Source organism: Acidobacteriota bacterium, assembly GCA_016196035.1.
Lineage (GTDB): Bacteria > Acidobacteriota > Blastocatellia > RBC074 > RBC074 > JACPYM01.
In genome coordinates this window covers 102,964-128,463 of the sequence record JACPYM010000095.1, presented here as the reverse complement: position 1 = coordinate 128,463, position 25,500 = coordinate 102,964, and the positions used below count along the sequence as shown (strand labels likewise).

The following is a 25,500-nucleotide window of genomic DNA, read 5'->3' as shown; positions in this document are numbered from 1 at the left end:
TCCGGACTTCAAACATCCGCTATTCAAAGGTGAATAACGCGCTGTGAGAAATAGAAAAGGAGTGGATAAAAGGGAAGAAAGCCGCTTGGTTTCCTTCAGCAAAAGCACCAATCGGAAAGGGATCAGGGATTCAACTTAACTTGCCCAGCGGGACACGTTGTGAGAGGGGCCAGTGGATAAAATAAATTTCGGTTGCGGGCTGCAATCTAGGCCAAAACTCAAAGAAGGGTCAATAAGAATTTACGGGCAAATTCAAACTAATCCTTACCAGAGTAAAAACTCGGGGCCAGCCAGATGTGGTTGTCCATCTGGCTGGCCCCGGTTCGCCAAGCCGAGGCGCAAACTTAGCCGACGAGCACGCGCGTCCCGTCAAATTTCGTCAACGAGAAGCCGTCGAATTTCTCGTTGAAACAGCCTTTGAAATCCTGCAACAGGCCGATGGCCACGGCCTCGCCCAGCTTGAGCGATTCGGTGGCGTCCGAACGCCAGTGCACACCCGCGATGTTGCGGCCAATCGCGACATTCGAGGCCAGCTTGTTCAGTTCGCCGCCCACGGTCAGCGAGGCCGCCCCGGCTCCGGTATAGGGCAAGAGCGTCAGCCCATCCGGCGCGGCTATCACCGGATTGGGAATCACATACGCTTCATCAAACCAGGCTTTCAGAATCGTCACGCACGCGCCCGCCACCGTCGCGTGGCCCGCGCCATAGGCCGGGTGCGTCGGACAGCCTTCGGGAAAGGCCATCGGCAACAAGTAGGTGCCGTATTTGCGATTGACTTCGGTCAGCACCGGCGAACTTAGAATGTCGGCGTGAATCGGATAAACCGCCGCGCGTGTGACGTGGTTGTGGAGGCGTCCGGCAAACTCTTCGGGGCGCAAGCGGCGATGCACAAACCATTTTTGGAACCAGACGGCTTTGAGCGCGCGCGTCGCCACTTCGCACACCAGTGCCGCGATGTGGGGCGGGCCAAAGGTGCCGAAACCGTTTTGCGTGTTTGATTTTGCGTAAGGATTGTTCTTGTCGAAGGGCGCGCCACTGCCCAGCAGAATCAGCATGGCCGTGAAATACGCTTGAAACAGCACGTCAATGTGCACCCATTCGGCCAGGTCGCGCCCGTTGCGGATGTAGCGCGGCGTCGGGTCCTTGGAATAACTAAAAACTCCGTTGCCGTTTTGCGCGCTCAGCCAGGCGCTGTAGGTCGTCAGGTAATCCACGCCCGGATTGACTGTGCGCATGCGGCGGCTGATGGTTTCGGCCCCAAACGGCGCCTCCAACCACATAAACTGTGACAGGTACGGCCCGGTCAAATCGCCCGGCGTCAAGCCACGAAAGAGCGTCCCCGTCGTCACGCGCCCCAGCAATGCCTTGGCGCGCTGTGGCACACGCCCGACATTTTGTTCCGGTTCAACCAGGTTTTGCGGTTCCGGCTCTGCTTCGCCCTCAGCGGCCAGCCGCGCCGCTGCGCCCTCGTCTGCCACGCCAGCGCTGCCGCCGCGTGTGGGCATCGTGCGCGCCGAGATGCGCGCCCCACGAAAATCGCTGAAACGATTCAGATCAGTCACTGCCGCCACCGCCAACGTACTGGTGTCGTAATCCGCAAATGCCACATCCCGCAGCAAGGCCATCCAATAATTTTCGGCAATCTCGCCGGCCTCTTCGGCGCTGTTGAATGTTGGGGCCGCCGGTTGATTCAGGTGCATCGTGTCCGGGCCTTCCATATCCATGCCCAGTCCGGCCTGCGGGTTGGTCAATTTGACGCTGCCGCCCAGCGTGATGCGTTCGAAATCATCGGGACTGGCCGTTTTCAACGCATTGAGCAAGCTGTTGTAGGCCTGCGCATCCACTTCGCCCAGATTGTTATGCGGCAGCGCCTTTGAGAAATTGCCCAGGCGGTTGGCATAACGGTCTTCATCGCCGTTGTTCAGCGGTTCGGGCAATGGTTGTATTTTCTGAAACGTCGCGGCCTGCACGCGCGCTTCATAGACCTTGGCCGCGCGCGCCACGCCGGTCACGCCGCCGAAATCGGCAGGCGCGCTTAGCCCTTGGGCGGTGCTGGCTTCTTGCGCCAGCACCGGCACGCCGGCACCGGCGGCCAGTGCCGCAGCGGTCAAACCGCCCGCCTCGCGTAAAAATTCGCGGCGGCTGCGCGTGAGCAATTCGCGCACTTGTTGTTCGTATTGGTTCTGTCGGGTTCGCTTCATGTCGGGTACGTCTCCTTAGCTAAATGATGATCATTGAGGATGTCCTTAGCGGACGTAAGTTGCGTGTGACCAGCAAAGCGCGGACGGTTCGCCAAGTTGAAGAGTAAGCGGAAGGTATTTTTATTTTGGCGGTTCTTTTTGGCGCGGAATCAACATCGGAAGCCTGCCATTATTCCTTCCGCTTTTATCGTCGAGCGCGGGCAATTCTGTTGGTGAGCAGCAAGCTTGTCAACTTATTCGCGCCCCGCGCCAAAGGCACGGCGACAAGCGAAGACGCGCTTCAAAACAACGCATCCAACGCATCCGTCACCGACCGCACCCCAATAATCTCGATGCGGTCATCCGGCTCCAGGCCGCTCAAGTTATTTTTCGGCATCACCACGCGCTTGAAGCCCATGCGAATGGCTTCGCGCAAACGCAACTGCGCGTGGCTGGTCGCGCGCACTTCGCCCGCCAAGCCGAGTTCGCCAAACACAATCGCGTGCTCATCGAGCGGGATGTTGCGGAAGCTGGACACCACCGCCGCCACGATGCCCAAATCCACCGCCGGTTCATCGAGCGCGATGCCGCCGACCAGGTTGACGAAGATGTCATCGCCGCTCACTTGCATCCCGACGCGCTTTTCGAGCATTGCGACCAACAACGCCACGCGATTCAACTCCACGCCCTGCGTCGTGCGGCGGCCCGTGCCGAATTTGGACGAAGCGACCAGCGCCTGAATCTCGACCAGCATGGGCCGCGTGCCTTCCATCGCCGCTATCACCGCCGAACCGGACGCGCCAATCGGGCGCTCGCTCAAAAACACTTCCGAAGGGTTGGGCACGCCGATCAACCCCTTGCTGGTCATTTCAAACACGCCCAACTCATTCGCCGCGCCAAAACGATTCTTGGCCGCGCGCAACAGGCGATGGTTATGATGCCGCTCGCCCTCAAAATACAACACTGTATCCACGATGTGTTCCAACGCCTTCGGCCCGGCAATCGCGCCCTCTTTGGTCACGTGGCCGATCAGGAAGATGGGCACAGTCAAGTTCTTCGCCACCATCAGCAACTGCCCCGCGACCTCGCGCACCTGTGAGACCGAACCCGGCGCGCTTTCCAGCTTTGAAGAATAAACCGTCTGGACGGAATCAATGATGATCGCCTGGGGCTGCAGGCGCTCGAGTTCGTCAAAGATGCGGTCGAGCGAGGTTTCCGACAGCAAAAACAGATTCTCAGGATGAATGCCCAGCCGTTCGCCGCGCAGCTTGATCTGGCGCTCGCTCTCTTCGCCCGAAACGTACAGCACGCTGCCATACATTCCGCTGAGTTTGTCGGCTACCTGCGACAGCAACGTAGACTTGCCGATGCCTGGCTCGCCGCCGATCAGCACCAGCGAACCCGGCACGATGCCGCCGCCCAGCACGCGGTCGAACTCTTCGATGCCCGTGACCTCACGCGCCTCATCCTGCGCGGGGATGGCGTTGAAGGCGACGGGCTTGCTCTCGCGCAATTTCAACCCGCCGCGCGATACTGGCGTGCCTGTTTTGGGCGTCTCACGCTCGCGTTCTTCGACAAACGAATTCCACGAATTGCAATCCGGGCACTTGCCCAGCCACTTGGCCGACTGATAGCCGCAGGTCTGACACGCATACACTGTTTTGGGAGCTTTGGTTGCCATAATGGCGGGCATTGTAGCATCTGGGATAGTGTTTTCTCTTCTCTTGCTTTGTATATGGCGAGCCAGTTGTTGTTTGCAAACCCGCCGTTTTTTATTCAGACAAGACTAAACCTTTCATTATCCTTGCCAGTAGCTATAATCAATTCTGAAGTGCAAGCAGTCAGCCGCTTCTCAATTTTCGATACAGCAAACCTGTCAAACGCCCCAAGAACCAAATTAAAGGAAAATATTATGGAATGGCTAGAGAGACTCACCAAGCTGCCTTTCAATGCGGGCAGCTTCCTTATTGCCGCCATTGTTTTATTCGTTTTTCAATGGTGGCGACAGCGGAAAAGCTTCAAATATAGGGTAATCTCAGAGGAGGCTGTCGTTGACATTAACCAAGATTACAACGATCAAGTGAAGATACTTTTCGACGACAGACAGGTAAAGAGAGTACACCTGATTGTAATGGAATTGAAAAACCATGGCTGGCATCCAATCGAAGACAAGGATTTTTCTGAGCCTCTCACGATTTCATTTGGACAATCCGCTAATTTAATGACGCATACCGTGCTCGACTGCAAACCTGAGAACTTGAAGGTAAAAACAGACATAAAAACAGAGCTAACACCAGATATAGAAGCCAATCAAGTCGTCATTCAGCCCTTGCTACTCAACCGAGGGGATACAATTAAGCTAAAGGCCTTGATAGATAACTATGAAAGTCCGGTAAAAGTCGAAGCTAGAATTAAAGGCATACCAACAATAAAAAAAGCTGAGACTGATCTGAGAGGGGTTGGACAGTTCGCATTAGCACTGCTTGTAATGCTAGCACTAAGTTTCTTCATCCGGTCTATTGAGTGGGACGGCATTCACATGATTGTTACAGCAAGTGTAGCAGCAGCCGACACTTCAGAACCACTATCAAATGCAAAAGTAACCTTAAAGGACTCGAATGGCGGAGCTTACATAAAGCACACTGACTCATCAGGCATGGTCGCGTTTAGAATACCAGTAACAAAGAAGATAACCAGCCTTTATCTTTTAGCGGAACAACCTGGGTTTGAAGCTGCTGAAACTGGCCGCGCCCCTAATCCAATGATGCTACTTGACAGCCTAGGAGATATGGAAGGTTTCGATTTGCAATTAAAGAGGTCCCCCTAGCCAATAAACCACTTGAAACTTGCGTCCGGTCGGCATTGCGGTCGTCAAAAAAAGAGCGCGGTGGCGCGCAGCGACAAGACGAAGGCGGCCAGGTCGTACAACACCCGGTCACGCGCCGCTTCACGAAACGTGTTCCAGGCAATGGCGAACGCTTACCAGACGCGCCGCGCGCTTTGTTTGTCATTGCTGCGGCTTACGCAGGAAAAACAGCAAATCGGTCGCGGGCGGCGTGATGCCCAATTGCCGGATCATCCCGACGACCTGACCGCGATGCAATGTGGCGTGATTGACGACGTGCTGCATTTGTTGCCCCAACGGCAAACTGTGCTCGCTGCCGTCAATGCGTTTGAAGGCGAGTTCGCGCGGCAAAGCGTCGTCGTTTAATTCGGCCAGATAGGCTTGGCGTTCTGCCGCGACTTGCTGCCATTGCGCGCGCAAGCTGGCGACATCGCCGCACTGCGCCACCGTCCAGCGCGCCCAGGCATCGGGGCCGATGTGCGAACGTCCGTGCCAACGTTCGAGCCAGACCCATTCGGCCCCGGCCATGTGCAAGAGCGTGCCCAGAATCGAGCCGTGACTGATCTGGCGATCTTGTGTGAGTTGTGCGGGCGAGAGATGTTCCGCCGCGTCGAGCGCGAGGGCGTTGGCCCATTCGGTGTAGGCGAAGAGATGTTGAATGTCGTTGAGCGTCATGCTTCGTTCTCCTGATCGAAAGTTAGGGATGGCAGCGGTTCAAGCCTCCGCCAAAAACTGCTTCGTCTCGGCTAAAAACAAATCCAACTGATCGTGATGCACCCAATGCCCGGCGTTCGCCACTTTGACCAGCCGGTGATTTTGGATCACGTTGGCGCGCCCGTCCGTGCTGGGATCGGCGGCCCAGCTTTCCATGCCCCAGAACAGCAGCACCGGGCAGGTGATCTGGCTGAAGATTTGGCGCGCGTCTTCGATGTTCGTGCCGTAGGGCGGAAAGCCGCGCGCGAAGTTGTCGAACTTCCAGACCAGCGAGCCATCCGAATTCCAATTCGTGCCGTGCAAGGTCAGGTGCTGGGCGACTTCGTCAGAGAGATGCGGGTTGGCTTCTTTCATGCGCGCGACGGCGGATTGCAAGTCGGGATAAGAATGCGGGTCGCGCGTTTCGGTCTTGCGCACGCCCGCGATCCATTCGCGGTAACGTTCGGGCGCGGGTTTGTGAATGCGATGATTCGGCGGCGGGCCGAGTCCTTCAATAACGACGGCTTTTTTGACACTTTCGGGGAAGATGCCTGCGTAATGCAAGGTGATGATGCCGCCCAACGAGTGACCGATGATGTAGAGCGGAAAATCGTCAATGATGTCAGCCAGCGCCGACAGGTCAAGCACGTGTTCGGCGATGCTGTAAAGCGCGCCGGGCGCTTGGGCGCTGTTGCCGTGGCCGCGCAGATCAAGCGCGTAGACGTGAAAGTCGTCGCGCAGGGCACGCGCCACCCAATCCCAGTTGCGCGCGTGATCCAAGCCGCCGTGCACCAGCAGCAACGTCGGCTTGCCCGCCGTGCCCCAGTCCCAGAATTGCAGTTTGAGCCGATGTGAATAGAAATAATGCGAGATGGGTTCCATCAATTGGTTCCTTCGTTGTTAGATCGGTTTTCGCTTCGGTGTAGGGCCAAAGTCCGCGCAGCGATACGGTACCGCGCGCGTGAGCAAGCGGAAGCTTTACCATTGCACCAGTCCGCCAGACTTGACACACCGCTTGCTCACGCGCGCGGTACCGTATCAGCATTGCGCCGCTCCACCGTACACGCAAATGAAAGCTGCTCTAAAGAATGACAACGCATGCTAACGCGTCGTCACAGAAGCCGACAAGTTGCGCCTGGCGAGTCTGGCCGAATTGTGCTGGGAGTGCGAAATGCCCAATAGAAAGAAGCAGGAGTCGGAAAACGCAGGCCACCAGGGTACGCACCACCGCTGCCAGCGTGCAGGCAGCAAGTCAGAGCCGCTGGCCGACATCGTCGCCTGCCAAGTCTGCACGCGGGCAGCGGTGCTACCCAGGTGGCGCTACCTTTTCAACTGCTTGTAGGATCGAACTGCGTGCTCTGCGTTGCGCTGCGGCTTGCCTCTCTGCCGCTTGACCTACTACTTGGATAAGTTTGGCAGACGTGTAGCGGCAAGCTAAAATGCCGCTCGCTCCAGCGCCGCAATTCAGCGCAATCCGTAGCGAAGCATCTCAAGTCAGCAATACCAACGTCCGCGTGAAGCACATGGTCTATCTGGCAAGCGTGTTCAGGCCGCAGATTCTTATGGCAAAACGAAAACAAAAACCGCCGCCAGTCGAACTACTCACACCCTCGTTGCTGTTGCACCAGACGGCGGACGAAACTGGCGCTGAACCCCACCCAGGCACGCGCCGATTGCGCCTGTATGCCGTCTTGCTGGTTGTGTTTGTGCTGCTTATCTATGCGCTGCGGCTTGACCGCACGGTCGGGGTATACGTGGATGACGCCTGGTATGTCTTGCTGGGTCAGGCGCTGGCGACGGGGCATGGCTACCGGCTGACCAATTCGCCTTCGCCCGGAATTTTGCCCTTCTATCCGCCCGGTTACCCGTTCCTGCTCTCGCTGGTGTTCCGGCTCGTGCCGCAATTTCCACAAAACCTGCTTTTCCTCAAGGCAGTTTCCTGTCTGGCGATGTTCGGCCTGGGCGGTGCGGTGTATGTCTATTTCCGGCGCGTCCGCGTGGTGGCTCCGCTGGTAGCGCTGGGGCTGGCGAGTGTGGTGGTGTTGAATCCGGCGCTGGTTTTCTTGGCGACTTCGACGACGATGTCGGAGTGTGTCTTTATGTTTTGGCAAGTGCTGACGGTGTTGGCTGTTGAACGGTGCGTCAGCGCCAAACAGGAGGCGGACGCGTTGCGCTGGGCCGGGGCGGCGGCGGTCTTGGGCGCGGCGATGTTTTTGACGCGCGCCGCGTCAATAGCAGTCTTGCTCGCGACGGTGCTTTATCTGACCAAAGAGCGCCGGTGGCGTCCCCTGGCGGTCTTCGCGCTCACTTCGGCGCTCCTGCTTGGACCGTGGATGCTCTATACGGGACGCAATGCCGTCACGCCGGAGCAGAAGGCCGAGCAAAACAACTACATTGTTTACCGCTACAGTGAATCCTTCTGGCATCGCCGCGCGGGCTATCCGAATCAGGGCATCCTCTCACTCGAAGATATTCCCGGACGGATGTTCGAGAATGGCGCGCACATCTTGGATTACGACGTAGGGGCGCTGTTTGTTGATCCGCTGTTTCGCGCGCTGGTGATTGGGGATTGGCGGCTCAAGAGCACATTCTTTACTTCGGCCTTGTCATACCTTTTGAGCCTGCTGGCCGGTCTGGGCTTCGTCTTGGCGTGGCGGGCGCGTTTGACCCTGGCCGAACTGGCGGTCCCGCTGACGCTGCTGGTCACACTGGCCTGGCCGTTCCCACCAATCCGCTTTTTGCTGCCGCTGTTACCGTGGATGGCCTATTACCTGTTGCTGGGGTGTGAGAGTGTATGGCGGAAGGTGGCGCAGTTGCGGCTCGCGCCATTGAAGCTCGCGTATGGCGTGTTGGCTGTGCTATTGGCGCTCAATCTGTATGGCACGGTGACGCACATTGTTGCCGTTCACCGCACCGGCCCCAACCGCGCGCAGTGGCTGCGCATCTTTGACGAGAACGAAGCCTTGATCAAATGGGCCGGTGACAATTTGCCGACGAATGAGGTGATCGCCACGCAAAATCCCGGCATGGTCGCGCTCTACACCGGGCGCAAAACCATTGGCTCGCTCGAACCGGCCCGCAACTGGGAACTCTGGAAACGGCTCGGCGTGCGCTACTGGTTGCAAACCTCCTATTACAAACAGGAACCGCTGAAGCCCGCCGAGAAACGCTACCGTGTCTTGCATACGACGCCTGAACTCGATTTGCGCGTGCTCGACTTCGGCGCCGCCGACACGCGGTTGCCGTGGCAGGAAACACCTTAAAGCGGTTTTCAACTGCGTGCACGGTAGGGCGCGCCGGGACGGTACCGCGCGCGTGAGCAAACGGCGCGTCAAGTACGGCACACCGGCACAACTGTGCAGTCTCCGCTTGCTCACGCGCGCGGTACCGTCCCAGCGCACGGCATCTCCCATCCACTGAACTGCAAAATCGCACGCCTGATTTGAAGCGTGCGGAGTACTGTCGCTTGCGTAGTCTTATCACCAACCTAACAACCAGCTTGTTCACGCTCTGCGTGGCGCTGGCGGCCTATGGACAACAAGCGCAAAACCCTTCGCCGATGGTCGAACACACGCGGGCGCATCCGCGGTTGCCACAAGAAACGCCCGCCGGACGGCGCGAGAAACTGGAATTGGGCACGCTTTTTATCCCGGCCAAACTGACACTCAAACCGCAGACACCCCTCTTCATACACTTTCACGGGGGCACTTGGCTGCCTGAAGTGGCCGCCGCGCGCTTAGGCAAGACGGCGGTGCTCTCGATTCAAATCGGTTCCGGTTCAGGCGCGTATGCCAAGCCGTTCAGCGATCCGCAATTGCTGACGCGCTTGTTGAATGAAGCTGAACATAAGGCTGGCGTCAAGTTTGCGCCGCTGACGTTGACGGCCTGGAGCGCGGGGTACGGTGCAGTGCGCGAAATTCTGAAAACGCCGGAGCATTACGCCCGCGTTGAGCGCGTCTTGCTGATTGACGGCTTGCACACGGGCTACGTTGAAGGGAAACCTGGCCCGCAGGAATCGAAGCTGGAAACCGTTGGGCTGGAAATCTTTTTGCAATTCGCGCGGGATGCCGTGGCGGGCCGCAAGCAAATGATCGTCACGCATTCCGAAATCTTCCCCGGCACCTTTGCCAGCACGACCGAGACGACGGATTGGCTGCTCGCGCAACTCGGGCTGAACCGGCGAGCGGTGGTGAAGTGGGGGCCAATGGGTACGCAACTATTGAGCGAAGTGCGCGCGGGCCAGTTTCACTTGATCGGCTTCGCGGGCAATTCCGCGCCCGATCACGTAGACCAATTGCATTCTCTGCCGGATTATTTGCGCTGGTTCAAATGAGCTTCGCACGAAGCGCCGGAGTCTGGTATCCTCACGCACGCTTTGAAACAGAACCGCGCGGGGTTGGCTTACAGTTCAAGCTGCTTGCGCCAATCCCCGCTCTCCCGCTCACGGTTCTGTGCCAGTTCAATCCGAGAGACAGATCAATTCTATGAGCACCAATCCATCGCCCTACGCACAGAAACCGTGGTTGAAGCATTATGATTATTGGGTTCCCGCCGAGTTGAGCTATCCGCGCCAGTCCGTCTACCAAGCGCTGAACATCGCCGCCAGCCATTACGGCGAGCGGCCCGCGACGGCGTTTTTGGGCGCGCAACTGACTTACAAAGACATCAAGGCGCAGGCCGAAAAACTGGCCACGGCACTGGCGCGGTTGGGCATTCGCAAGGGCGACCGCGTGGGCGTCATGCTGCCCAATTGCCCGCAATACGTCATCAGCTTCTTCGCCATCGTGCGGCTGGGCGCGATTGTGGCGAACGTCAATCCGATTTATACGCCGCGCGAGGTTGAACTCGTCGCCAAAGATTCCGGGATGCGTTTGATGATTACGCTGGACGCGCTGTCACCCATCAGCCTGGGCATCAAGGCGAACACCAGCATCGAACAGATCATTACGACCAGCGTGCAAGCCTACGGCCAGGATCAGCGCCATGCGCCCGCCGCGCCGGAAGGCACGCTGTCGTTTTCGGCCCTGCTTGCGGGGATCGAAAAGCCGGAGCTGCCCAGCGTCGAAATCAATGCCGAAGAAGATGTGGCCGCGCTGGTTTACACCGGTGGCACGACGGGCACGCCCAAAGGCGCGATGCTGACGCATTACAACCTGTTTGCCCCCTGCGTGCAGTGCCACGTTTGGAGCCGGGAATATACAACGCGCGGCCACGAAAAGTTTTTGCTCGTGATTCCCTTCTTCCACGTTTATGGCTTGGTCGTCGGGCTGGTTTACGGAACCTTTGCCGGCGCTTTGCAAATCCTGATTCCGAAATATGACGTGAACATGTTGCTGGCGGCGGTCAACACCTACGAACCGAGTTTCTTTCCTGGTGTGCCGACGCTGTTCATCTCGCTGCTCAATCACCCCGAAGCGGTGCACAGCAAACTCGGGGCGATTCGCCGGTTAAACAGCGGCTCGGCGCCCTGCCCGGTCGAAGTGATCGAACGTTTTGAAGCGATGAGCGGCGCGGCCTTGTTTGAAGGCTGGGGCATGACCGAAACCTCGGCGCTGGGCACTTCGACCGCGATGCTCGCCAACCGCAAACCCGGCAGCATCGGCTTGCCTGTGCCGAACACTGAAATGAAGATCGTTGATCTGGAAAACGGCACGACCGAAGTTCCCCTGGGCGAAACGGGCGAATTGTGCATTCGCGGGCCGCAAATCATGAAGGGGTATTGGAACAAGCCCGCCGAGACGGCTGACGTTTTGCGCGACGGCTGGCTGTATACCGGCGATGTGGCGCGCATGGATGAGGACGGCTATTTTTATATCGTCCAACGCAAGAAAGACATGATCTTAGTCAGCGGTTACAACGTGTATCCGAACGAGATCGAAGACGTGTTGTTTATGCACGCCGGGGTCAAGGAATGCGCCGTCATCGGCGTGCCTGATCAATATCGCGGCGAAGCGGTCAAGGCGTTCATCGTGTCCAAAGACGGCGCGACCGTCAGCGCCGAAGAGTTACAGGCGTTCTGCCGCGAACGGCTCGCCAAATACAAACTACCCACACACATTGAATTCAGGGACGCGCTGCCGAAAAGCGCCGTCGGCAAAATCCTGCGGCGCGAATTGCGGGAGGAGAAGTAGTCAGTAGTCAGTAGTCAGTAGGTGAATTCATTCTCCGTTTTCTTTCTGGGTCATGTTTTCGTGACGGTCTGCTTAACTGCACAACGACAATCTACTGACCACTGACCACTGACCACTGACCACTGACCACTCCCCTTTGCTTTTTCCGGCGTGTTTCTCATACCATCACTTGCGTTCCTTAACCGATTTCCCAGTTGGTAGAACCCAGTAGTAAGCACATGGCTGTCTCACCGCGCGAATCCAATCGAATGATTGCTGTCCCGGAGGAATTGGTGCAACCACGTGCGCCGTGGCGCTTGTTGCCACTCAGCGATCACAGCATCAACCTGATCACGGTGGGGGTGACGATTTTTGATGCGCTGCTGGCGAGTTCCCTCTTCGTGCTGGCGCTCTGGTTGCGCCATCCCGACAAGACGGTCTTTATCGAAGCTAAAGACCCGCTGCTGCACTGGCTGCCCTATCAATTCAACTATGAATTCTGGCCCTATGTGAGCGTGTTGTATTTCGTGCCGCTGATTCAAATCGCCTGCTTTTCCTATCGCGGGCTGTATCGGGTGCGGGGCGAATTTTCCTACAGCGACGATTTCATCAATATCTTCAAAGCCAATTCCATCGGGGCGCTGCTGGTGACGGTGGTCGCCTTCTTTTATCGCGGCGGCTTTGCTTATGCCGATTATTCCTATTCGCGTTCGGTCTTCGTGCTGTATTACCTGTTGAGCCTGGTCGCCTTTCTGGGCTATCGCGCGGGTCTGCGGCTGTTGCAAACGTTCTATCGCCGCCGCCATCGCAATGTGATTCCGATTCTGATTTTGGGCGCGAATGGCGTGGCCGAGATGTGCGTGAATGAGATCGCGCACGATCCGCGTGTGGGGCGGCGCGTCGTCGGGCTGGTTACGGTGGATGGCAATCCGCCTGAGAGCGAGGCGTTGCGGCAATGGCCGACGCTGGGCCGGTATGACGAGATGCACCGGCTGATTCGCGGCTATCGCATTCAGGAAGTCTTGATCACCGATCCGGCGGTGCCGCCGCAGTTACTGTTTGAAACGATGGTGAAATGCGGACGCGGCAACCGCATCCACTTCCGCATTGTGCCGAACCTGCTCAATTGCATTCCGCGCAAAACCTACGTCGAACAACTCGGCAATGTGCCGATGGTGCGCTTGTTCGAAGAGCCGCTGTCCGGCCCCGCGCGCTTTCTGAAACGCACGGTGGATGTGGTCATCAGTTCATTGGTGCTTTTGCTGACCGCGCCGTTGTGGCTGTTGATTATGCTGGCGATCAAACTGGACTCGCACGGCTCGCTGCTCTACCGGCAAGAGCGCGTGGGAATGGATGGGCACATCTTTTTGCTCTACAAATTCCGTTCGATGAACGAGGCGCAACAGCCCGACGCGGAACATCGTGAATACATGTTCCGGCTGATCAAAAAGCAGGGCGAAGCCAATCTGGGCACGGGCGAAAAGCCGCACTATAAGTTTATCAGTGAAGGCAGACTCACCCGCAGCGGGCGCTGGTTGCGCTGGACGAGCCTGGACGAGTTGCCGCAATTCCTCAATGTCTTCAGAGGCGAAATGTCACTGGTGGGGCCGCGTCCGCCGCTGCAATACGAGGTGGAATGTTATGAGCCGTGGCATCGCAAACGCTTGGACGTCAAACCAGGTCTAACCGGGCTGTGGCAAGTCAGCGGGCGCTATCAATTATCGTTCGAACAAATGGTGCAACTGGATATTTTCTACATTGAAAACTGGTCGCCCTGGCTCGACCTCAAAATCATCTTGAAGACGCTGCCTGCCATGTGGATGCGCGAGCGGGTTTGACGCTGACAGCCGCGCCGAGCTTCCATTCAGAGTTCCTGCCAGCCCGTTTGGTCGCGCTAAAAAACCTTGTCATTACCCAAAACTTTTCTCTTTGCGCCAGAGGCGCAAAAAACAACAAAGCGAACGGGCCGAGTTCGCCGTCTTCAAAGCATTTCTGAAAAGTGCCGCAGGAAGCCCTGAAAGGGCTTAATTCAATAGGCGACTGAACCAATTTCGACCCTGTAAGGGGTCGTACCGGCCCTCATCGTGCAACCCTTTCAGGGTTGAGAAAAATGCTGTCGCTATCGGGGGCGTTGCCCACGGCGATTGAATTAAGCCCCTTCAGGGCTTTTCATACGCGCTCTTAAACTTCCAGCTTCCACGGCGAACGATACTTCGCTTTCAGGAAAGGCCTGACGTTACCCTGCTTGACCGTCCAGTTCGTTTCGTCCCATTCGAGCATGGTCTTATGGCGCATCGAGAGGTTGGCGAGCAGGCAGGTTGTTGAAGAGCGCACACAGGTTTCGATGTCGCTGGTCGGTTTCTCGCGCGACTTGATGCAGGCGATGAAGTTCTTCCAGTGCGGAATGTTCAGGTCGCGCATCACATTGTCGTTCTCATAAGTTTGCGCTTCGACTTTTGAGCCTCGATTCGGCACCAGCCAACAACCGCCGCGCGTGACGATGACGGTGGCTTCCGTCCCGTGAATGGAAGTGCCCGCGCCTTGACCGCCGAACATCGGCATCGGATTCGCCGTGCGGCTTTCATAGGTCAGCATGAATTTCGGATAGGTGAATGTCGCCACCATCGTGTCAGGCGTGTCGGTGTTGTCGTCTACATAAAACTTGCCGCCCTGTGTCGAAATCGTCGTCGGCATCGCTTCGCCAAAGCATTGATGCACGGGGTCAATCAGGTGTACGCCCCAATCGGTCATCGCGCCGCCCGCGTAATCCCAAAAATAACGGAAGGTCGGGAAGGTCGTGACGCCTACGCCCCAGCGGTTGAGGTTGAACGGCACTTTGGGCGCGGGGCCCAGCCACATCTCCCAATCCAAACCCGCAGGCACTGGCCCGTCAGCAGGTCTGCCCCAGCCTTGTTTTTTGACGGCTCCGCTTTGCCACGTGTGAACGAACGTCACGTCGCCGAGCATGCCGCTCTTGACGAGTTCAGCCGCTTTTTGGAAATAGCCGCCGGAACGTTGCATCGTGCCTGCCTGCACGACACGGTTATATTTGCGCGCGGCCTGCACCATCTTGCGCCCTTCTTCGACATAGACCGAAGCCGGTTTTTCGACATAAACATCTTTGCCCGCCTTGCAGGCTTCGACGGCCATGTAAGCGTGCCAGTGATCGGGCGTCGAAATGCAGACGGCATCAATGGATTTGTCGGCCAGGATTTCGCGAAAGTCTTTGATGGGTTTGACCGTCTTGCCTGCTTTGGTGGCGGCGGCGACGGCTCTGTCCAGATGCGGTTGATACACATCGCAAACCGCGGTCGGTTCGACATCCGGCAAGCGCAGCGCGAAGCCCAGATTGCTGGAACCCATCGCGCCGATGCCGATATGCCCAGTGGCGAGGCGGTCGTTCGCGCCTTTGACGCGCCCGGTAAAAAGCGAAGTGGTGAGCGCCGCCCCGGCGCCTTTGAGAATGGTTCGTCGTTCGATCATGGTTGCTCCTGTTGACGTTGATGTTTGTCGGGTTGAAAGCGGTGCGCGCATTCTAGCGCAACACGCGACGAATGATGACCCCAATTTCGCTTCTGCCAGGTATGCGTCAAAGTTTTGCGCGGGCGGAACCGAACGTTTCAGCGCGCGTGGCGCAACCTGCCGAGGTTGCGCCGTGTCGCAAGTAAAGCCTTGGCCGTGGCTGCGACACCGTGCAACCTCGGCAGCGCAGCTTTATCAGCAGAGCGATTCATTGCTCCACGTGCCTTCAATGCGCAACTGGTGAAGCCGCGCAACCTCGGCAGGTTGCGCCACGCGCACCACAGCCGCCCGGCTTGCCAATGTGCAAAGACTTTGACGCGCACCCCGTCTATTGAAGCATTGCAAAGAATGCTCTTTTCCGCTAAGTTCGCGCTGCATTCAGGCCATCAGCGATCATTCGCGACCATTGGTGAGATAATGCCAGTTGTTTTTAAGCTTACCAGCCATTGGCCCCAAGGCAGTAATACAGGCCCTACCGTAGCTCCCTCACGAAAAATTGGAAAGGGATTTGAATATGGCGAACCCGAATTTTCAGCGTGACATATTTATTTCGTACAGCAGCCTGGATCGGCCCTGGGCGGCGAAGCTCAACCAGTCGTTGCAGGCCAAAGGCATCAAGACCTTTTTTGATGACCGCGATCTAGAGGCGGGCAAACCCTGGGACAGGCAGTTGGCGATGGCCTTGCGCGAGGCGCGGCATCTGGTTGTGCTCTGGTCTGAAAACGCGAAAGGTTCAGATTGGGTCTCGCTCGAAATCGCGACCTTCAACACCTATCTGCTCTCGGCGCCGCCCGATCAATCCGAGCAACGCCGCTTGATCTCGCTCACGCTGGAAGGGCAAAACAAGGCGTTGACCGGCTTGCAGGCGATCACCGAGTTGAAAGACGCCGATGCCTATCGCGCGGGCGTTGAAAACGTGAACAAAGACTTGTGGCAAAAGATCGTCAATGAAATCGCCGTGGGCGTCAAAAAGGACGACCCGGCGATTCCGATCACGCTGGCGGTGCTGGCCGTGACTGCCGACGAAATAGACAAGTTGCAAGAGGACTTGCCTGACTTGCCTTCCTTGAGCCAGTTGCTAACCAAGATCGGCATTGCTGATCGCAATGAGTTGCGGCAGTTTTATGGCCCGCGCCGCCTGGATTGGAAACCGTTTCGCGGATCGGAATCCATTGAGAACATTCTGAACCGCCAGTGTGACGCCATCAATCAACGGCTGGCGGACGTGGCCGCGCGCCAGAAACAGACGCCGCGCCAGTTTCGGCTGGAACCACTCGATCCCGCGTTTTGGACGGATCGCAATATCGTCAATCAGGAACGCGCCAAATTGCTGGCGACGGATACACCGTCAGTACTGGTCATTGATCCGCTGTCGCTCTACCACAATCTGGTCAGCAAACGCTTGCGCGATCTGGACGAGTGCTTCAAAAACGAAAAAGTGGTCGTGATGATGCTGGCACCTTTCAAAACCCCTGAGCTGTTGGATGAGATGTGCCGCACGCTGCAAAGCTTCTCGCTGGAATTTATCAACGAATACTACGATCCGCCGATTTTCCCGTCCGGTTCGTATTCAAATTTGGGGTTGAATCTGAGCGACGATCAAAATATCAAACGCCTGTTCTGTTTGAACCTGGGCCAGTTTGTCAGCCGGCTCCAGGCGCAACAACCGCAGGCGCGCAGTCCGTTTTTGCAGCAATGACTCGCATCACAATGTTTGTGTTTGCGGCAGCGTGAAAGGTGTCAGTAGGCCGCGCGTGAGCAAGGGCTTTTCTGCGCCAGTCGAGCCCTTGCTCACGCGCGGGCTACTGACACATACCCAAGGCAACAACAATGATCTTCACCTTCTATTCATACAAAGGCGGCGTCGGGCGTTCGATGGCGCTTGCCAACGTGGCCGAATGGTTTTATTTGCAGGGGCTGCGCGTGGTGATGATTGATTGGGATTTGGAAGCGCCGGGGCTGGAAAACTATTTCTACAGCCGGACGGAAGACGCCGCGAACCTGGAACTGATTCAGTCACAACTGGGACTGATTGATCTGCTGGTCGCCTATAAACGCCAGTTCTCCCGCCTGCCCTGGCCGAAAGCGGAAAGCGGCGCGTATACGTCCGCCGAGCAAGTGGCAGCGCTGCAAATGCTCGAAGAAAATCTAACGCCGCTCACAACGGCGCTCTATCCGATTCACCCGCTCGGCAGTGCTGCGGATGGGCGCGCGGGAGCCTTGTGGCTGTTGCCCGCCGGCTTGCGCGCCAAGGATCGGTTTTCCGCTTACGCCCAGGCCGTGCAAACTTTCGACTGGTCGGATTTTTATGCCGACTTTCAAGGCGAACTTTATTTCGATTGGTTACGCCGCCAGTTGCTGACGCAAAACCGGATTGACATTGTGTTGATTGACAGCCGCACGGGCGTCACCGAAATGGGCGGCGTCTGCACGCGGCAGATGGCCGATGTCGTAGTGTCGTTCTGCGTGCCCAATGCGCAAAACCTGCGCGGCGTCGAAGAGATGACGCGCTCCTTTACCCGGCCCGAAATCATCAAGCATCGCCAGCGCCCGCTCGATATGGTGATCGTGCCGACGCGCATAGACATCAGCGAACTGGCCGACCGCAATGCCTTCGAGCAGCTTTTCCGCCAACACCTCGATCCGTTTACGCCCGCGCCCTTTCACAATCTGGAAACGAATTTTTGGGAATTGCGCATCCCCTACGTGCCCAAATATGCCTACGCCGAAAAGCTCGCCATCAAGAGCGCCAATCAAACCAAAGAATCCCGGACTGACCGCGCCGAAGAGTTGGAAGATGCCTATAAAAAGATTTCGCTGCATCTGGGCCTGCTCGCGCGCGGCGAAAGCAATCAGGCCATCTGGCACAAACTGGAACCGGAGATGGCCAAGCTCTTCGGCGACCGCTTGCCGTTGGTGGAAGTAGACAATCGCATGGAAATCGCGTTCAGCGTCTTTGCGCCGAGCGAGCAAGACCTGGCCGCGCGCGTGTTGAAACGCCTGGTGCGGTTGACCCCGCCCAATCAGGAAGGCGAATACACACGCAATCGGTTGCGCCTGGATGAATTCGGCGACGAGCGGCAAATCATCGAGAAGCTGGCTGCCGCCCGCATCGTCAATATCACGGGCGAAGCCCGCAGCAACGACGCGACTGTGCAACTCGCCGACGAAAAAGCCGTGAAGGGTTGGACGCGGCTGGGCCAATGGCTCAAAGACGATTACGACTTTTTGTTCTGGCGGCAATTCCTGCGTACCAGCATGGCCGCCTGGGAACGCACGCAACGCGATCAGGGCGCGCTGTTGAGCGGCGCGTTGCTGGAGGTTGCGCAAAGCTGGCAAACCAAACGCGCCGCCGATCTGAATCAGGCCGAGAGCGATTACATTCAAATCAGCGCCGCCCAGATGCAGCAGCAACAGCAGATGCAAGCCCAACTGCGCACCTCGCAGGCGTATGCAGAAACAGTTAGCAAGCGCCGTATCGGCTGGGGCCTGCTGGTATTGGCGGCGGTGGTGCTGCTCGGCTTCATCGGCGTTTACAGTCTGCTGCGCACCCGCACCGCATCGCCTGTTGATCCGAACTCAGGCACTACCGTGCAGCCCCATACGAAAGAGGAAGAGGCCAAGTCCAATCAACTCAAAGCGCAGGGCTATTACGAAAACGGCAAGAAAAACAGTGACGCCAAAGCGGCGCTCGAAGATTACAAAGCGGCCATTGATTTCGCCAGCAAAGCCCTGGACGCCACGCCGCAACTCGCCGCCGCCTATTTCACGCGCGCGAACGCCGAGCAAGGACTGGGCAATTACGAAGCTGCCATCCGCGATTATCAACAAGCTTTGGCGAAAGGTGCGGGTACGGCTTCGGCTCAGGCCCAGGTCTATCTCAGCCTGGGCAATGCCCAGGTCGCGCTCAAACAATTTGAGGCGGCGCAGGCCAGTTATAACAAAGCCATCGAAAGCGATGCGCGCTTGGCCGAGGCGTATAACAGCCGGGGCAGCGCGCGGGTGCAACTCAAACAATTCGATCAGGCGCAAAACGATTTCGACCGCGCCGTTCAACTCAAAGTTGATTACGGCGAGGCCTATTTCAACAGCGCCCAACTCGCCCAATTGCGCAGCGACCGTGCGCGCGCCGTTGCCGATTACCGCAAGTCCGCCGAATTGCCACTCGACCCCAACAAGAGCCAGATTGCCAAGCAGGAATTGCGCCGCCTGGGTGCGGTGGAAGTCACGCCAGTTGTGACCAATCGCGTCTTCCTACATTTTCAAAACGATGAGGACGCCAAACGCTTCACGCCCCCGATTACCGCAGCCCTGGGCAAACGCTTCGTGATCGAAAAAGTGCAAACCATCCCGAATGCCCGCACCGTCGGCGATGTGCGCTATTTTTATGTCGAAGATCAAAAGACCGCCGACACCATCCGCATGCAAATCCAGCGCGTCCTGCTCAAGAACCGCATCAAGCTGGCCCTGCAACCGATCTTTCTCGGCGAGCGTTACGCCAACGAAGCGCGCGGCAAATTCGAGGTTTGGATTCCCACCCTGGCGGCTTACGAACCCCAGCTTGAATTGAAGCAGATGCCCTACGAACAAAATGCGCCTTCTCAAAAGACACCCGCCCGGCCTGGCTCAAAAGGCCCAAAAGCAAATTGAAGCGCAGCCTCACTGTGACACTACGGGAGCGGCGCCTGACAGACATCCGATACACATCTGGAGTTCAGAGTTCACGCTTCAGCGTGTGAATGGCAACCAGCAGGCACGCTGAAGCGTGAGCTCTGAACGTTGGTTCCCTTTCCAGCCTCGAATTATTTACAGCAAGAAACATTTTCTTGAAATCTATAGCCGTGCATCTGGCCGCGCCTTTTTTGGCAGACAATCCGGTATTGCCTATCCGTCTTGCCGGGTTGGCAGGCTGGCATTAGTATGCTGACGCTGAATTTTAGCCGTAAGTCGCGTCTGAAATCTTTCCCAAAGAAATCTAAAATCGCAGAGTAAGCTCTTGAATCCACACCGACTTTACAGATTTGACGCCTTTTGTCTTGATGCCACAGCCAAAGTGTTGTTGCGCGACGGTCAGCCCGTGACCATCACCCGCAAAGCCGTCGAGACCTTGTTGGTGTTGACCGAAAATGCCGGCCAGGTCGTGTCCAAAGAAGAGTTGTTAAAAGCGATCTGGCCTGACCGCGTCGTCGAAGAAGCCAACCTGACCCAGAACATTGCGATGGTGCGCCGCGCCCTGGCCGCCGAACGCGGGACAGCCGCGTATATCGAAACCTTTCCCGGGCGCGGCTATCGTTTGGTCGGCCCGGTTGAACTGGATGAAACACAGCCAGCCGCTGGCAATGGGCACAGCTTTGCCAAATCCATGTTTGTGGCGGAGTCTGTGGCGGGGCCTGTGGCGGGGGAAGCGCTCTTACCCGCAACGGCGCTTGAGCAACCCGCCAATGGAACGCCCGCCCTGGCGGCGGCGCCCGTCAACCTGCTTGCAACTCCCAAAAGAAATCGTGCCTTGGTATTGCGCGGCATCTGGCTGTTGCTGCCTTTCGCTTTGTTCCTGCTCGCCTGGTATTTCTGGCCGCGTCAACCGCGCGAAGCCGCCGCAGTCTTTCGCGTGACATCGCTGACCAGTTTGCCCGGCAAAGAGTCACAGCCCGCGCTTTCACCCGACGGCAAGCAAGTCGCGTTTTTGTGGGAGCAGGAAGACGGCCAGACGCCGGAGTTGTTGGTGCAAACGGATGGCATCAGTACGGCGTTGCCCATCGCCAAAGCCGCCGGCCATTACAGCAGCCCGGTCTGGTCGCCCGACGGCCAGGCGCTGGCCTATTTGCGCATCGGCAAAGCCGCCACCGAAGTGCTCGTCACGAATTTGCGCAGCGCGGCGGAAGTCGCCACAGTACGCCTGGTCACGCAATTCACGCCGCCCAATTACGGGTCGCCATTCCGCCTGTTGGATTGGTCGCCCGATGGGCAATGGCTGGTCGTTTCGCATGCGGCCTCGACCGATAAACCGAATGGCCTGTTTCTGGTCAACCTGGCGACGGGCGAACGGAAGCGCTTGACCAATCCCACGGAAATGGTCGGCGGCGATTTGGATCCGCGCTTCGCGCCCGACGGCCAGGCCATCACCTTCATACGGCACATGCAACGGGCGCATCAGGAACTTTACCTGATCCCCGTGACTGGCGGCGAAGCGCGCCCGCTCACGGCGGCCAATAAACAAATCAGCAGCCATGCCTGGCTGGGTGATGGCAGTGGCCTCGTCTTCGCGTCGGATCGCAGCGGCGAATTCCGGCTCTGGCGGTTGCATATCAAGGCCGGGACAGCCAACACAGACCCGGAGCGCATCGAGATTTTCGGTGCCTTCCCGATTGAACTTTCGCTGGCCCGCAAAGCGCCGCGCCTGGCCTATTCGGTGCAACAGCAGGATCGCAATATCTGGCGCTTGGATTTGCAGGAAAAAAGCTGGCAACGTTTGCTGGCGTCTTCGGCGCAGGATGCCTCGCCGCAATATGCGCCGGACGGCCAGCGCATCTGCTTTCGCTCTGACCGCAACGGCGAAGAACATTTATGGGTTAGCGACGCGGACGGCAACAACGCCATGCAGATTACTCAAAGCGCGGTTTACCCGTCCGTCGGCCATTGGTCGCCCGATGGCCGCCAAATCGCGTTTCACAATTCCAAGTCGGGCGAACTTTACCTGACACGCGAACTGACACCGGGACGTTGGGAAACACATCCGCTCGGTATCAACGGGGTACATCCAGTCTTTGCTCCCGATGGCGCGTGGCTTTATGCCGGGACGACCAAACAGATTTTCAAACTGCCGGTCACGGGCGGCACGCCTATCGAAGTCGTCAAGACCGGCGGTTTCTCACTCGGTTTAGCGCAAGACGGCAAGCTGCTCTATTTCATGCGCGATGTGAACGACACCGTGCTCTGGCAAGCGCGCACTGACACCGGTGAATTGGCGCGCGCGGTGGATGGCATTCTGCCCGCCTGCACGAGTTGTTGGGCGCTGACGCCCGCAGGCATTTACTACCTCGGCAGTGACAAAACTTCCTTTGACGCGCAGGCCATTTACTTTCACCGCTTCAACGCGCCGCCGGGCGAAGCCGACCGCCTCATCATCAAATATCCCGAACCGCTCGCCCCGGTGGGCAGCGGGCCGTTCTCGCTCGCGCCTGATTTAAGGCATCTGCTCGTCGTGCGCATGAATCCTTCCAATAGCGACATTATGCGGGTGGAGCCATTTCGCTAGCACAACCTCAGGTTGATTTGACGGGTTGACTTTGGGGCACACCGACAAACCAGCGCCGCTTGCAACACGCCGTTTTGACAAGCGGCCTGGGTCGCATTGTTCATTTGTCATTGCGGAAGTCGCTGTCGGGCAATGAACAATGAACAACTTAAAGCGGCTTGCAGTTGCGTTTACGGAACACCGGGACGGTACCGCGCGCGTGCGCAAGCGGCGCGTCAAGCTGACGCCCTTGGCCGAATCGCACAGGCTCCGCTTGCTCACGCGCGCGGTACCGTCTCGCGGCGCGGCTCTTTTCCCGTCAACTGAAGTGAGAACCGATCTAGTTTTTGAACCAAGCCTTAGCGCGCTGGCATCTGCGCGACCTGCCAAGTCAGAAACCCAAGGTAGAGCACGGCCAAGATCGTGATCACCAACATCACCGAAGGCAATTTGCTCTGTTGCTCACCGGCCGTGTCAGCGACCACCTCGTCGGCAAAGGGGAAAGCAGAGCCTGGCTTGCGCGGCCCCGCCGTTGCGGGATCAGCGTGCGGCGCCTGCGGTGAAGCGGCGCGCTGTGCACGTAGCCGCTGGGTCTTGGCACGCACCGCAGGCGCCAACCGCCGTTTGTTTTTTGCGCCGCCTTTTTTCACAGCCATTTGATTTTGCGGAAGTAAACGTACAGCACCAGCGCCAGCAACAGCATGACCGCCAGCGCGCCGACGTAGCCATAACGCCAGCCCAACTCAGGCATAAACGAAAAATTCATCCCGTATATACCGGCGATCAGCGTGACCGACATCAGAATCGTCGAGATCGAAGTCAGCCGTTTCATGATCATATTCATGCGATGGCCCGACACCGACAGATACGCCTCGACCGCCGCGCTCAGCGTGTCGCGCAACGTATCAATCATTTCAGTCACGCGCACCAGATGATCAAAGACATCCTGAAAGTAAACCAGCGTCTCGCGCGCAAAGAGCGCCTGTTCACGCCGTAGCAGCGTATTGAACACCTCGCGCAACGGGGCCACGCTGCGCCGCAGATAGAGCAACTGTTTTTTGAGCCGGAAAATTTCCTGCAAAGCCTCGGGCTGGAATTCGCCGAAGATCGTCTCTTCGATGTCCTCGATGCGGTCGGCCTGCTGGTCGAGCAAGGCCATGTATTCGTCCACGATGGCGTCCAGCAGCAAATAGGTCAGCAAGCCAGTGCCCTGCTCGGCGATGTCCAGCCAGTGCCGCCAGAGTTTTTCAGCCTGCGCGATGGCGCGCACGGGCTGACTGTGCACGGTCACGAGATAGTTGGCGCCCAGGAACAAATTCAATTCGCGCAACTCGAGCTGGCCGCTTTCATTCAACTCGGCTTCATACAACACGACGAAGTAATAACCGGGATACTCTTCGACTTTGGGGCGCTGATGCGGAAAGCGGCAATCCTCAATGGCCAGCGGGTGAAAGCCGAATTCTTTGGCAAGGTCGTCGAAATCACTGCCGGTCGGGTCGCTCACGTCCACCCAAAGAACGTTCTCGTGTTCGGCGCACAGATCACTGATTTCCTCGGGGTCGCTGACGGGCTGGATGACTTTGGTGCGGCGATTGAGAACGAGGGTTTTGAGCATGGGAGAAGGGGTTAAGGGCTAGGGGCTAGGGGGCTAGCGTCAACACATATCATTTTCGATGTGCGTAAGTTGAGAGCACAGGAAACACCAAATCTTTAGACAAAGCGCTAGTCCCTAGTCCCTAGTCCCTAGTCCCTAGTCTCCAGCCCCTACTTAATCATCTTCCCACCGCCCAACACATCGTCAATCGCCCGCAGGCGGATGCGTTTGAGCGTTTCGACCAGCGGGTCGGTCTCTTCGCGCAGGTTGAACGGCAACTCGCGGCGCGTGGCTTCAAAGGGGCGTTGTTGTTTGAAGATGCTTTGTTCGATCACCTTCAAACATTTGTTGCGCTCTTTGATTTCGGGGTCGGGCAGGCGGCGCGCGTAAGCATCGCCGTAACTCACCAGCGCGGCATACAAATTCAAGTTTTTGACGGCGAGTTCATACCCGCCGGCCTGCACGATCTTTTGCGCCTCGGCCAGTTTGCTTTCCGCCAGCCGCAACGCGGCTTCGACGTGCGCCTTGACGCCCTGCTCTTTCAGGATCGTGCGGCTCTCGGTTTCGCTCAGCGCCTCCGGTAATTTGGGCGCGTCGCTTTGCGGCCACACCGCCAGCGGCGCCAAGAGCATCAACCAACTCAGGATTACAGCTTTCCGCCACATAACAACCAACTTTGAAACCGCGCCTGCCAACCTCAGCGCGCCTGTTGTTCGGCCAGATCGCCGATGACCGGCAATTTCTCGCGTTTGTTTTGATAGGCCTGAATCATCAGCCAAATCCAGCCGATGAAAAAGCCCAGCCCGACGATGCCGCTCATCATGCCCACCAGAAAATTCGGCAGGATGAAATAGAGGATGCCGAGCGCAATTTTTAACGCCACCCAGGCTACGGCATAAAAGATGGATTGCCACGCATGAAAGCGCACGAACCGGTCTTTGTTGTACGGATCAATGACCAGGAAGATGATCGCCGTGATGGGCGAGACCAAATAACACAACGCGCCGATGATATTCGAGGTCAGCCCTAAGCCACCTGCCGGATTGCCGTACTGCTGTTGCGCAGGCGACATATAACCGGCTTGATATGGCATTTGGGCCGCAGAAGCGGGCGGCGGGGGCGATTGATACGTAGCCTGTGGCGACGACTGCGGCGGCGCACTGCCCTGGGCTTGATACCCCGGCGGCGGTTCGGTGGGCGTCGTCGGCAACAACCGGGTGCCGCACTTATTGCAAAACTTCTGCGCTTCGGCGACCTCGGCTCCGCATTGATTGCAAAACTTAGTCATTACGCTCTCCTATCGTTAATTGGAATGGACGCTC

The 25,500-nt window shown here is 57.7% G+C and carries 17 protein-coding genes; 8 read left to right on the top strand and 9 right to left on the bottom strand.

Going from position 1 to position 25,500, the window contains the following annotated elements; genetic code table 11:
* Positions 1–344: 344 nt before the first annotated feature.
* Entirely contained in the window at positions 345–2,201 is a 1,857-nt protein-coding gene (locus tag HY011_27705) for a vanadium-dependent haloperoxidase (GenBank protein ID MBI3426732.1), read from the bottom strand.
* Between the two features lie 280 nt (positions 2,202–2,481).
* Positions 2,482–3,861 (bottom strand): DNA repair protein RadA, encoded by a 1,380-nt coding sequence (gene radA, locus HY011_27700; protein ID MBI3426731.1) that lies wholly within the window; start codon positions 3,859–3,861, stop codon positions 2,482–2,484.
* 231 nt (positions 3,862–4,092) lie between these two features.
* Between radA and HY011_27695 the strand changes: the two genes are divergently transcribed.
* Positions 4,093–5,007 carry a hypothetical protein gene (locus tag HY011_27695; protein ID MBI3426730.1) on the top strand — a complete coding sequence of 305 codons (915 nt, stop codon included), beginning with the start codon at positions 4,093–4,095 and terminating at the stop codon, positions 5,005–5,007.
* A 180-nt stretch (positions 5,008–5,187) separates the two neighbouring features.
* Here the strand turns inward: HY011_27695 and HY011_27690 are convergent, their stop codons facing one another.
* Positions 5,188–5,700 carry a DinB family protein gene (locus HY011_27690; protein MBI3426729.1) on the bottom strand — a complete coding sequence of 171 codons (513 nt, stop codon included), beginning with the start codon at positions 5,698–5,700 and terminating at the stop codon, positions 5,188–5,190.
* 39 nt (positions 5,701–5,739) lie between these two features.
* On the bottom strand, positions 5,740–6,600 hold the full coding sequence (locus HY011_27685; GenBank protein MBI3426728.1) for an alpha/beta hydrolase: 861 nt from the start codon (positions 6,598–6,600) through the stop codon (positions 5,740–5,742).
* 680 nt (positions 6,601–7,280) lie between these two features.
* On the opposite strand from HY011_27685, the gene HY011_27680 reads away from it, so the two are divergent.
* The 4 genes from HY011_27680 (at position 7,281) to HY011_27665 (ending at position 13,666) form a co-directional block, all read left to right on the top strand.
* Positions 7,281–8,981 (top strand): hypothetical protein, encoded by a 1,701-nt coding sequence (locus HY011_27680; GenBank protein MBI3426727.1) that lies wholly within the window; start codon positions 7,281–7,283, stop codon positions 8,979–8,981.
* 203 nt (positions 8,982–9,184) lie between these two features.
* Positions 9,185–10,051 carry a hypothetical protein gene (locus tag HY011_27675; protein MBI3426726.1) on the top strand — a complete coding sequence of 289 codons (867 nt, stop codon included), beginning with the start codon at positions 9,185–9,187 and terminating at the stop codon, positions 10,049–10,051.
* A gap of 151 nt (positions 10,052–10,202) precedes the next feature.
* Positions 10,203–11,849 (top strand): long-chain fatty acid--CoA ligase, encoded by a 1,647-nt coding sequence (locus tag HY011_27670; GenBank protein ID MBI3426725.1) that lies wholly within the window; start codon positions 10,203–10,205, stop codon positions 11,847–11,849.
* 218 nt (positions 11,850–12,067) lie between these two features.
* Positions 12,068–13,666, top strand: coding sequence for a sugar transferase (locus HY011_27665; protein ID MBI3426724.1), 1,599 nt, complete (start codon positions 12,068–12,070; stop codon positions 13,664–13,666).
* Positions 13,667–14,009: 343 nt separating this feature from the next.
* Here HY011_27665 and HY011_27660 read toward each other — a convergent pair whose 3' ends face one another.
* On the bottom strand, positions 14,010–15,311 hold the full coding sequence (locus HY011_27660) for a Gfo/Idh/MocA family oxidoreductase (protein ID MBI3426723.1): 1,302 nt from the start codon (positions 15,309–15,311) through the stop codon (positions 14,010–14,012).
* Between the two features lie 553 nt (positions 15,312–15,864).
* Here HY011_27660 and HY011_27655 point away from each other — a divergent pair.
* From HY011_27655 to HY011_27645, 3 genes are all read left to right on the top strand, one after another.
* Positions 15,865–17,049, top strand: a complete 1,185-nt coding sequence (locus HY011_27655; protein MBI3426722.1) for a toll/interleukin-1 receptor domain-containing protein — start codon at positions 15,865–15,867, stop codon at positions 17,047–17,049.
* 131 nt (positions 17,050–17,180) lie between these two features.
* On the top strand, positions 17,181–20,000 hold the full coding sequence (locus HY011_27650) for a hypothetical protein (protein MBI3426721.1): 2,820 nt from the start codon (positions 17,181–17,183) through the stop codon (positions 19,998–20,000).
* Between the two features lie 346 nt (positions 20,001–20,346).
* Entirely contained in the window at positions 20,347–22,605 is a 2,259-nt protein-coding gene (locus tag HY011_27645; GenBank protein ID MBI3426720.1) for a PD40 domain-containing protein, read from the top strand.
* A 338-nt stretch (positions 22,606–22,943) separates the two neighbouring features.
* Here HY011_27645 and HY011_27640 read toward each other — a convergent pair whose 3' ends face one another.
* The 4 genes from HY011_27640 to HY011_27625 form a co-directional block, all read right to left on the bottom strand.
* Positions 22,944–23,240, bottom strand: a complete 297-nt coding sequence (locus HY011_27640; GenBank protein ID MBI3426719.1) for a hypothetical protein — start codon at positions 23,238–23,240, stop codon at positions 22,944–22,946.
* The gene (gene corA, locus HY011_27635; protein ID MBI3426718.1) at positions 23,231–24,199 is read right to left on the bottom strand and encodes a magnesium/cobalt transporter CorA; all 969 of its coding nucleotides are present in this window, start codon (positions 24,197–24,199) and stop codon (positions 23,231–23,233) included. The genes HY011_27640 and corA overlap by 10 nt, the downstream gene beginning before the upstream one ends.
* Before the next feature lie 149 nt (positions 24,200–24,348).
* Positions 24,349–24,843, bottom strand: a complete 495-nt coding sequence (locus HY011_27630) for a hypothetical protein (protein ID MBI3426717.1) — start codon at positions 24,841–24,843, stop codon at positions 24,349–24,351.
* A gap of 32 nt (positions 24,844–24,875) precedes the next feature.
* Entirely contained in the window at positions 24,876–25,466 is a 591-nt protein-coding gene (locus HY011_27625; GenBank protein ID MBI3426716.1) for a zinc-ribbon domain-containing protein, read from the bottom strand.
* Between the last annotated feature and the right edge of the window lie 34 nt (positions 25,467–25,500).

Coding starts and splice junctions, on each gene's coding strand:
- HY011_27705 (MBI3426732.1), bottom strand. CDS start 2,201: ATGAAGCGAACCCGACAGAACCAATACGAACAACAAGTGCGCGAATTG.
- radA (MBI3426731.1), bottom strand. CDS start 3,861: ATGGCAACCAAAGCTCCCAAAACAGTGTATGCGTGTCAGACCTGCGGC.
- HY011_27695 (MBI3426730.1), top strand. CDS start 4,093: ATGGAATGGCTAGAGAGACTCACCAAGCTGCCTTTCAATGCGGGCAGC.
- HY011_27690 (MBI3426729.1), bottom strand. CDS start 5,700: ATGACGCTCAACGACATTCAACATCTCTTCGCCTACACCGAATGGGCC.
- HY011_27685 (MBI3426728.1), bottom strand. CDS start 6,600: ATGGAACCCATCTCGCATTATTTCTATTCACATCGGCTCAAACTGCAA.
- HY011_27680 (MBI3426727.1), top strand. CDS start 7,281: ATGGCAAAACGAAAACAAAAACCGCCGCCAGTCGAACTACTCACACCC.
- HY011_27670 (MBI3426725.1), top strand. CDS start 10,203: ATGAGCACCAATCCATCGCCCTACGCACAGAAACCGTGGTTGAAGCAT.
- HY011_27665 (MBI3426724.1), top strand. CDS start 12,068: ATGGCTGTCTCACCGCGCGAATCCAATCGAATGATTGCTGTCCCGGAG.
- HY011_27660 (MBI3426723.1), bottom strand. CDS start 15,311: ATGATCGAACGACGAACCATTCTCAAAGGCGCCGGGGCGGCGCTCACC.
- HY011_27655 (MBI3426722.1), top strand. CDS start 15,865: ATGGCGAACCCGAATTTTCAGCGTGACATATTTATTTCGTACAGCAGC.
- HY011_27650 (MBI3426721.1), top strand. CDS start 17,181: ATGATCTTCACCTTCTATTCATACAAAGGCGGCGTCGGGCGTTCGATG.
- HY011_27640 (MBI3426719.1), bottom strand. CDS start 23,240: ATGGCTGTGAAAAAAGGCGGCGCAAAAAACAAACGGCGGTTGGCGCCT.
- corA (MBI3426718.1), bottom strand. CDS start 24,199: ATGCTCAAAACCCTCGTTCTCAATCGCCGCACCAAAGTCATCCAGCCC.
- HY011_27630 (MBI3426717.1), bottom strand. CDS start 24,843: ATGTGGCGGAAAGCTGTAATCCTGAGTTGGTTGATGCTCTTGGCGCCG.
- HY011_27625 (MBI3426716.1), bottom strand. CDS start 25,466: ATGACTAAGTTTTGCAATCAATGCGGAGCCGAGGTCGCCGAAGCGCAG.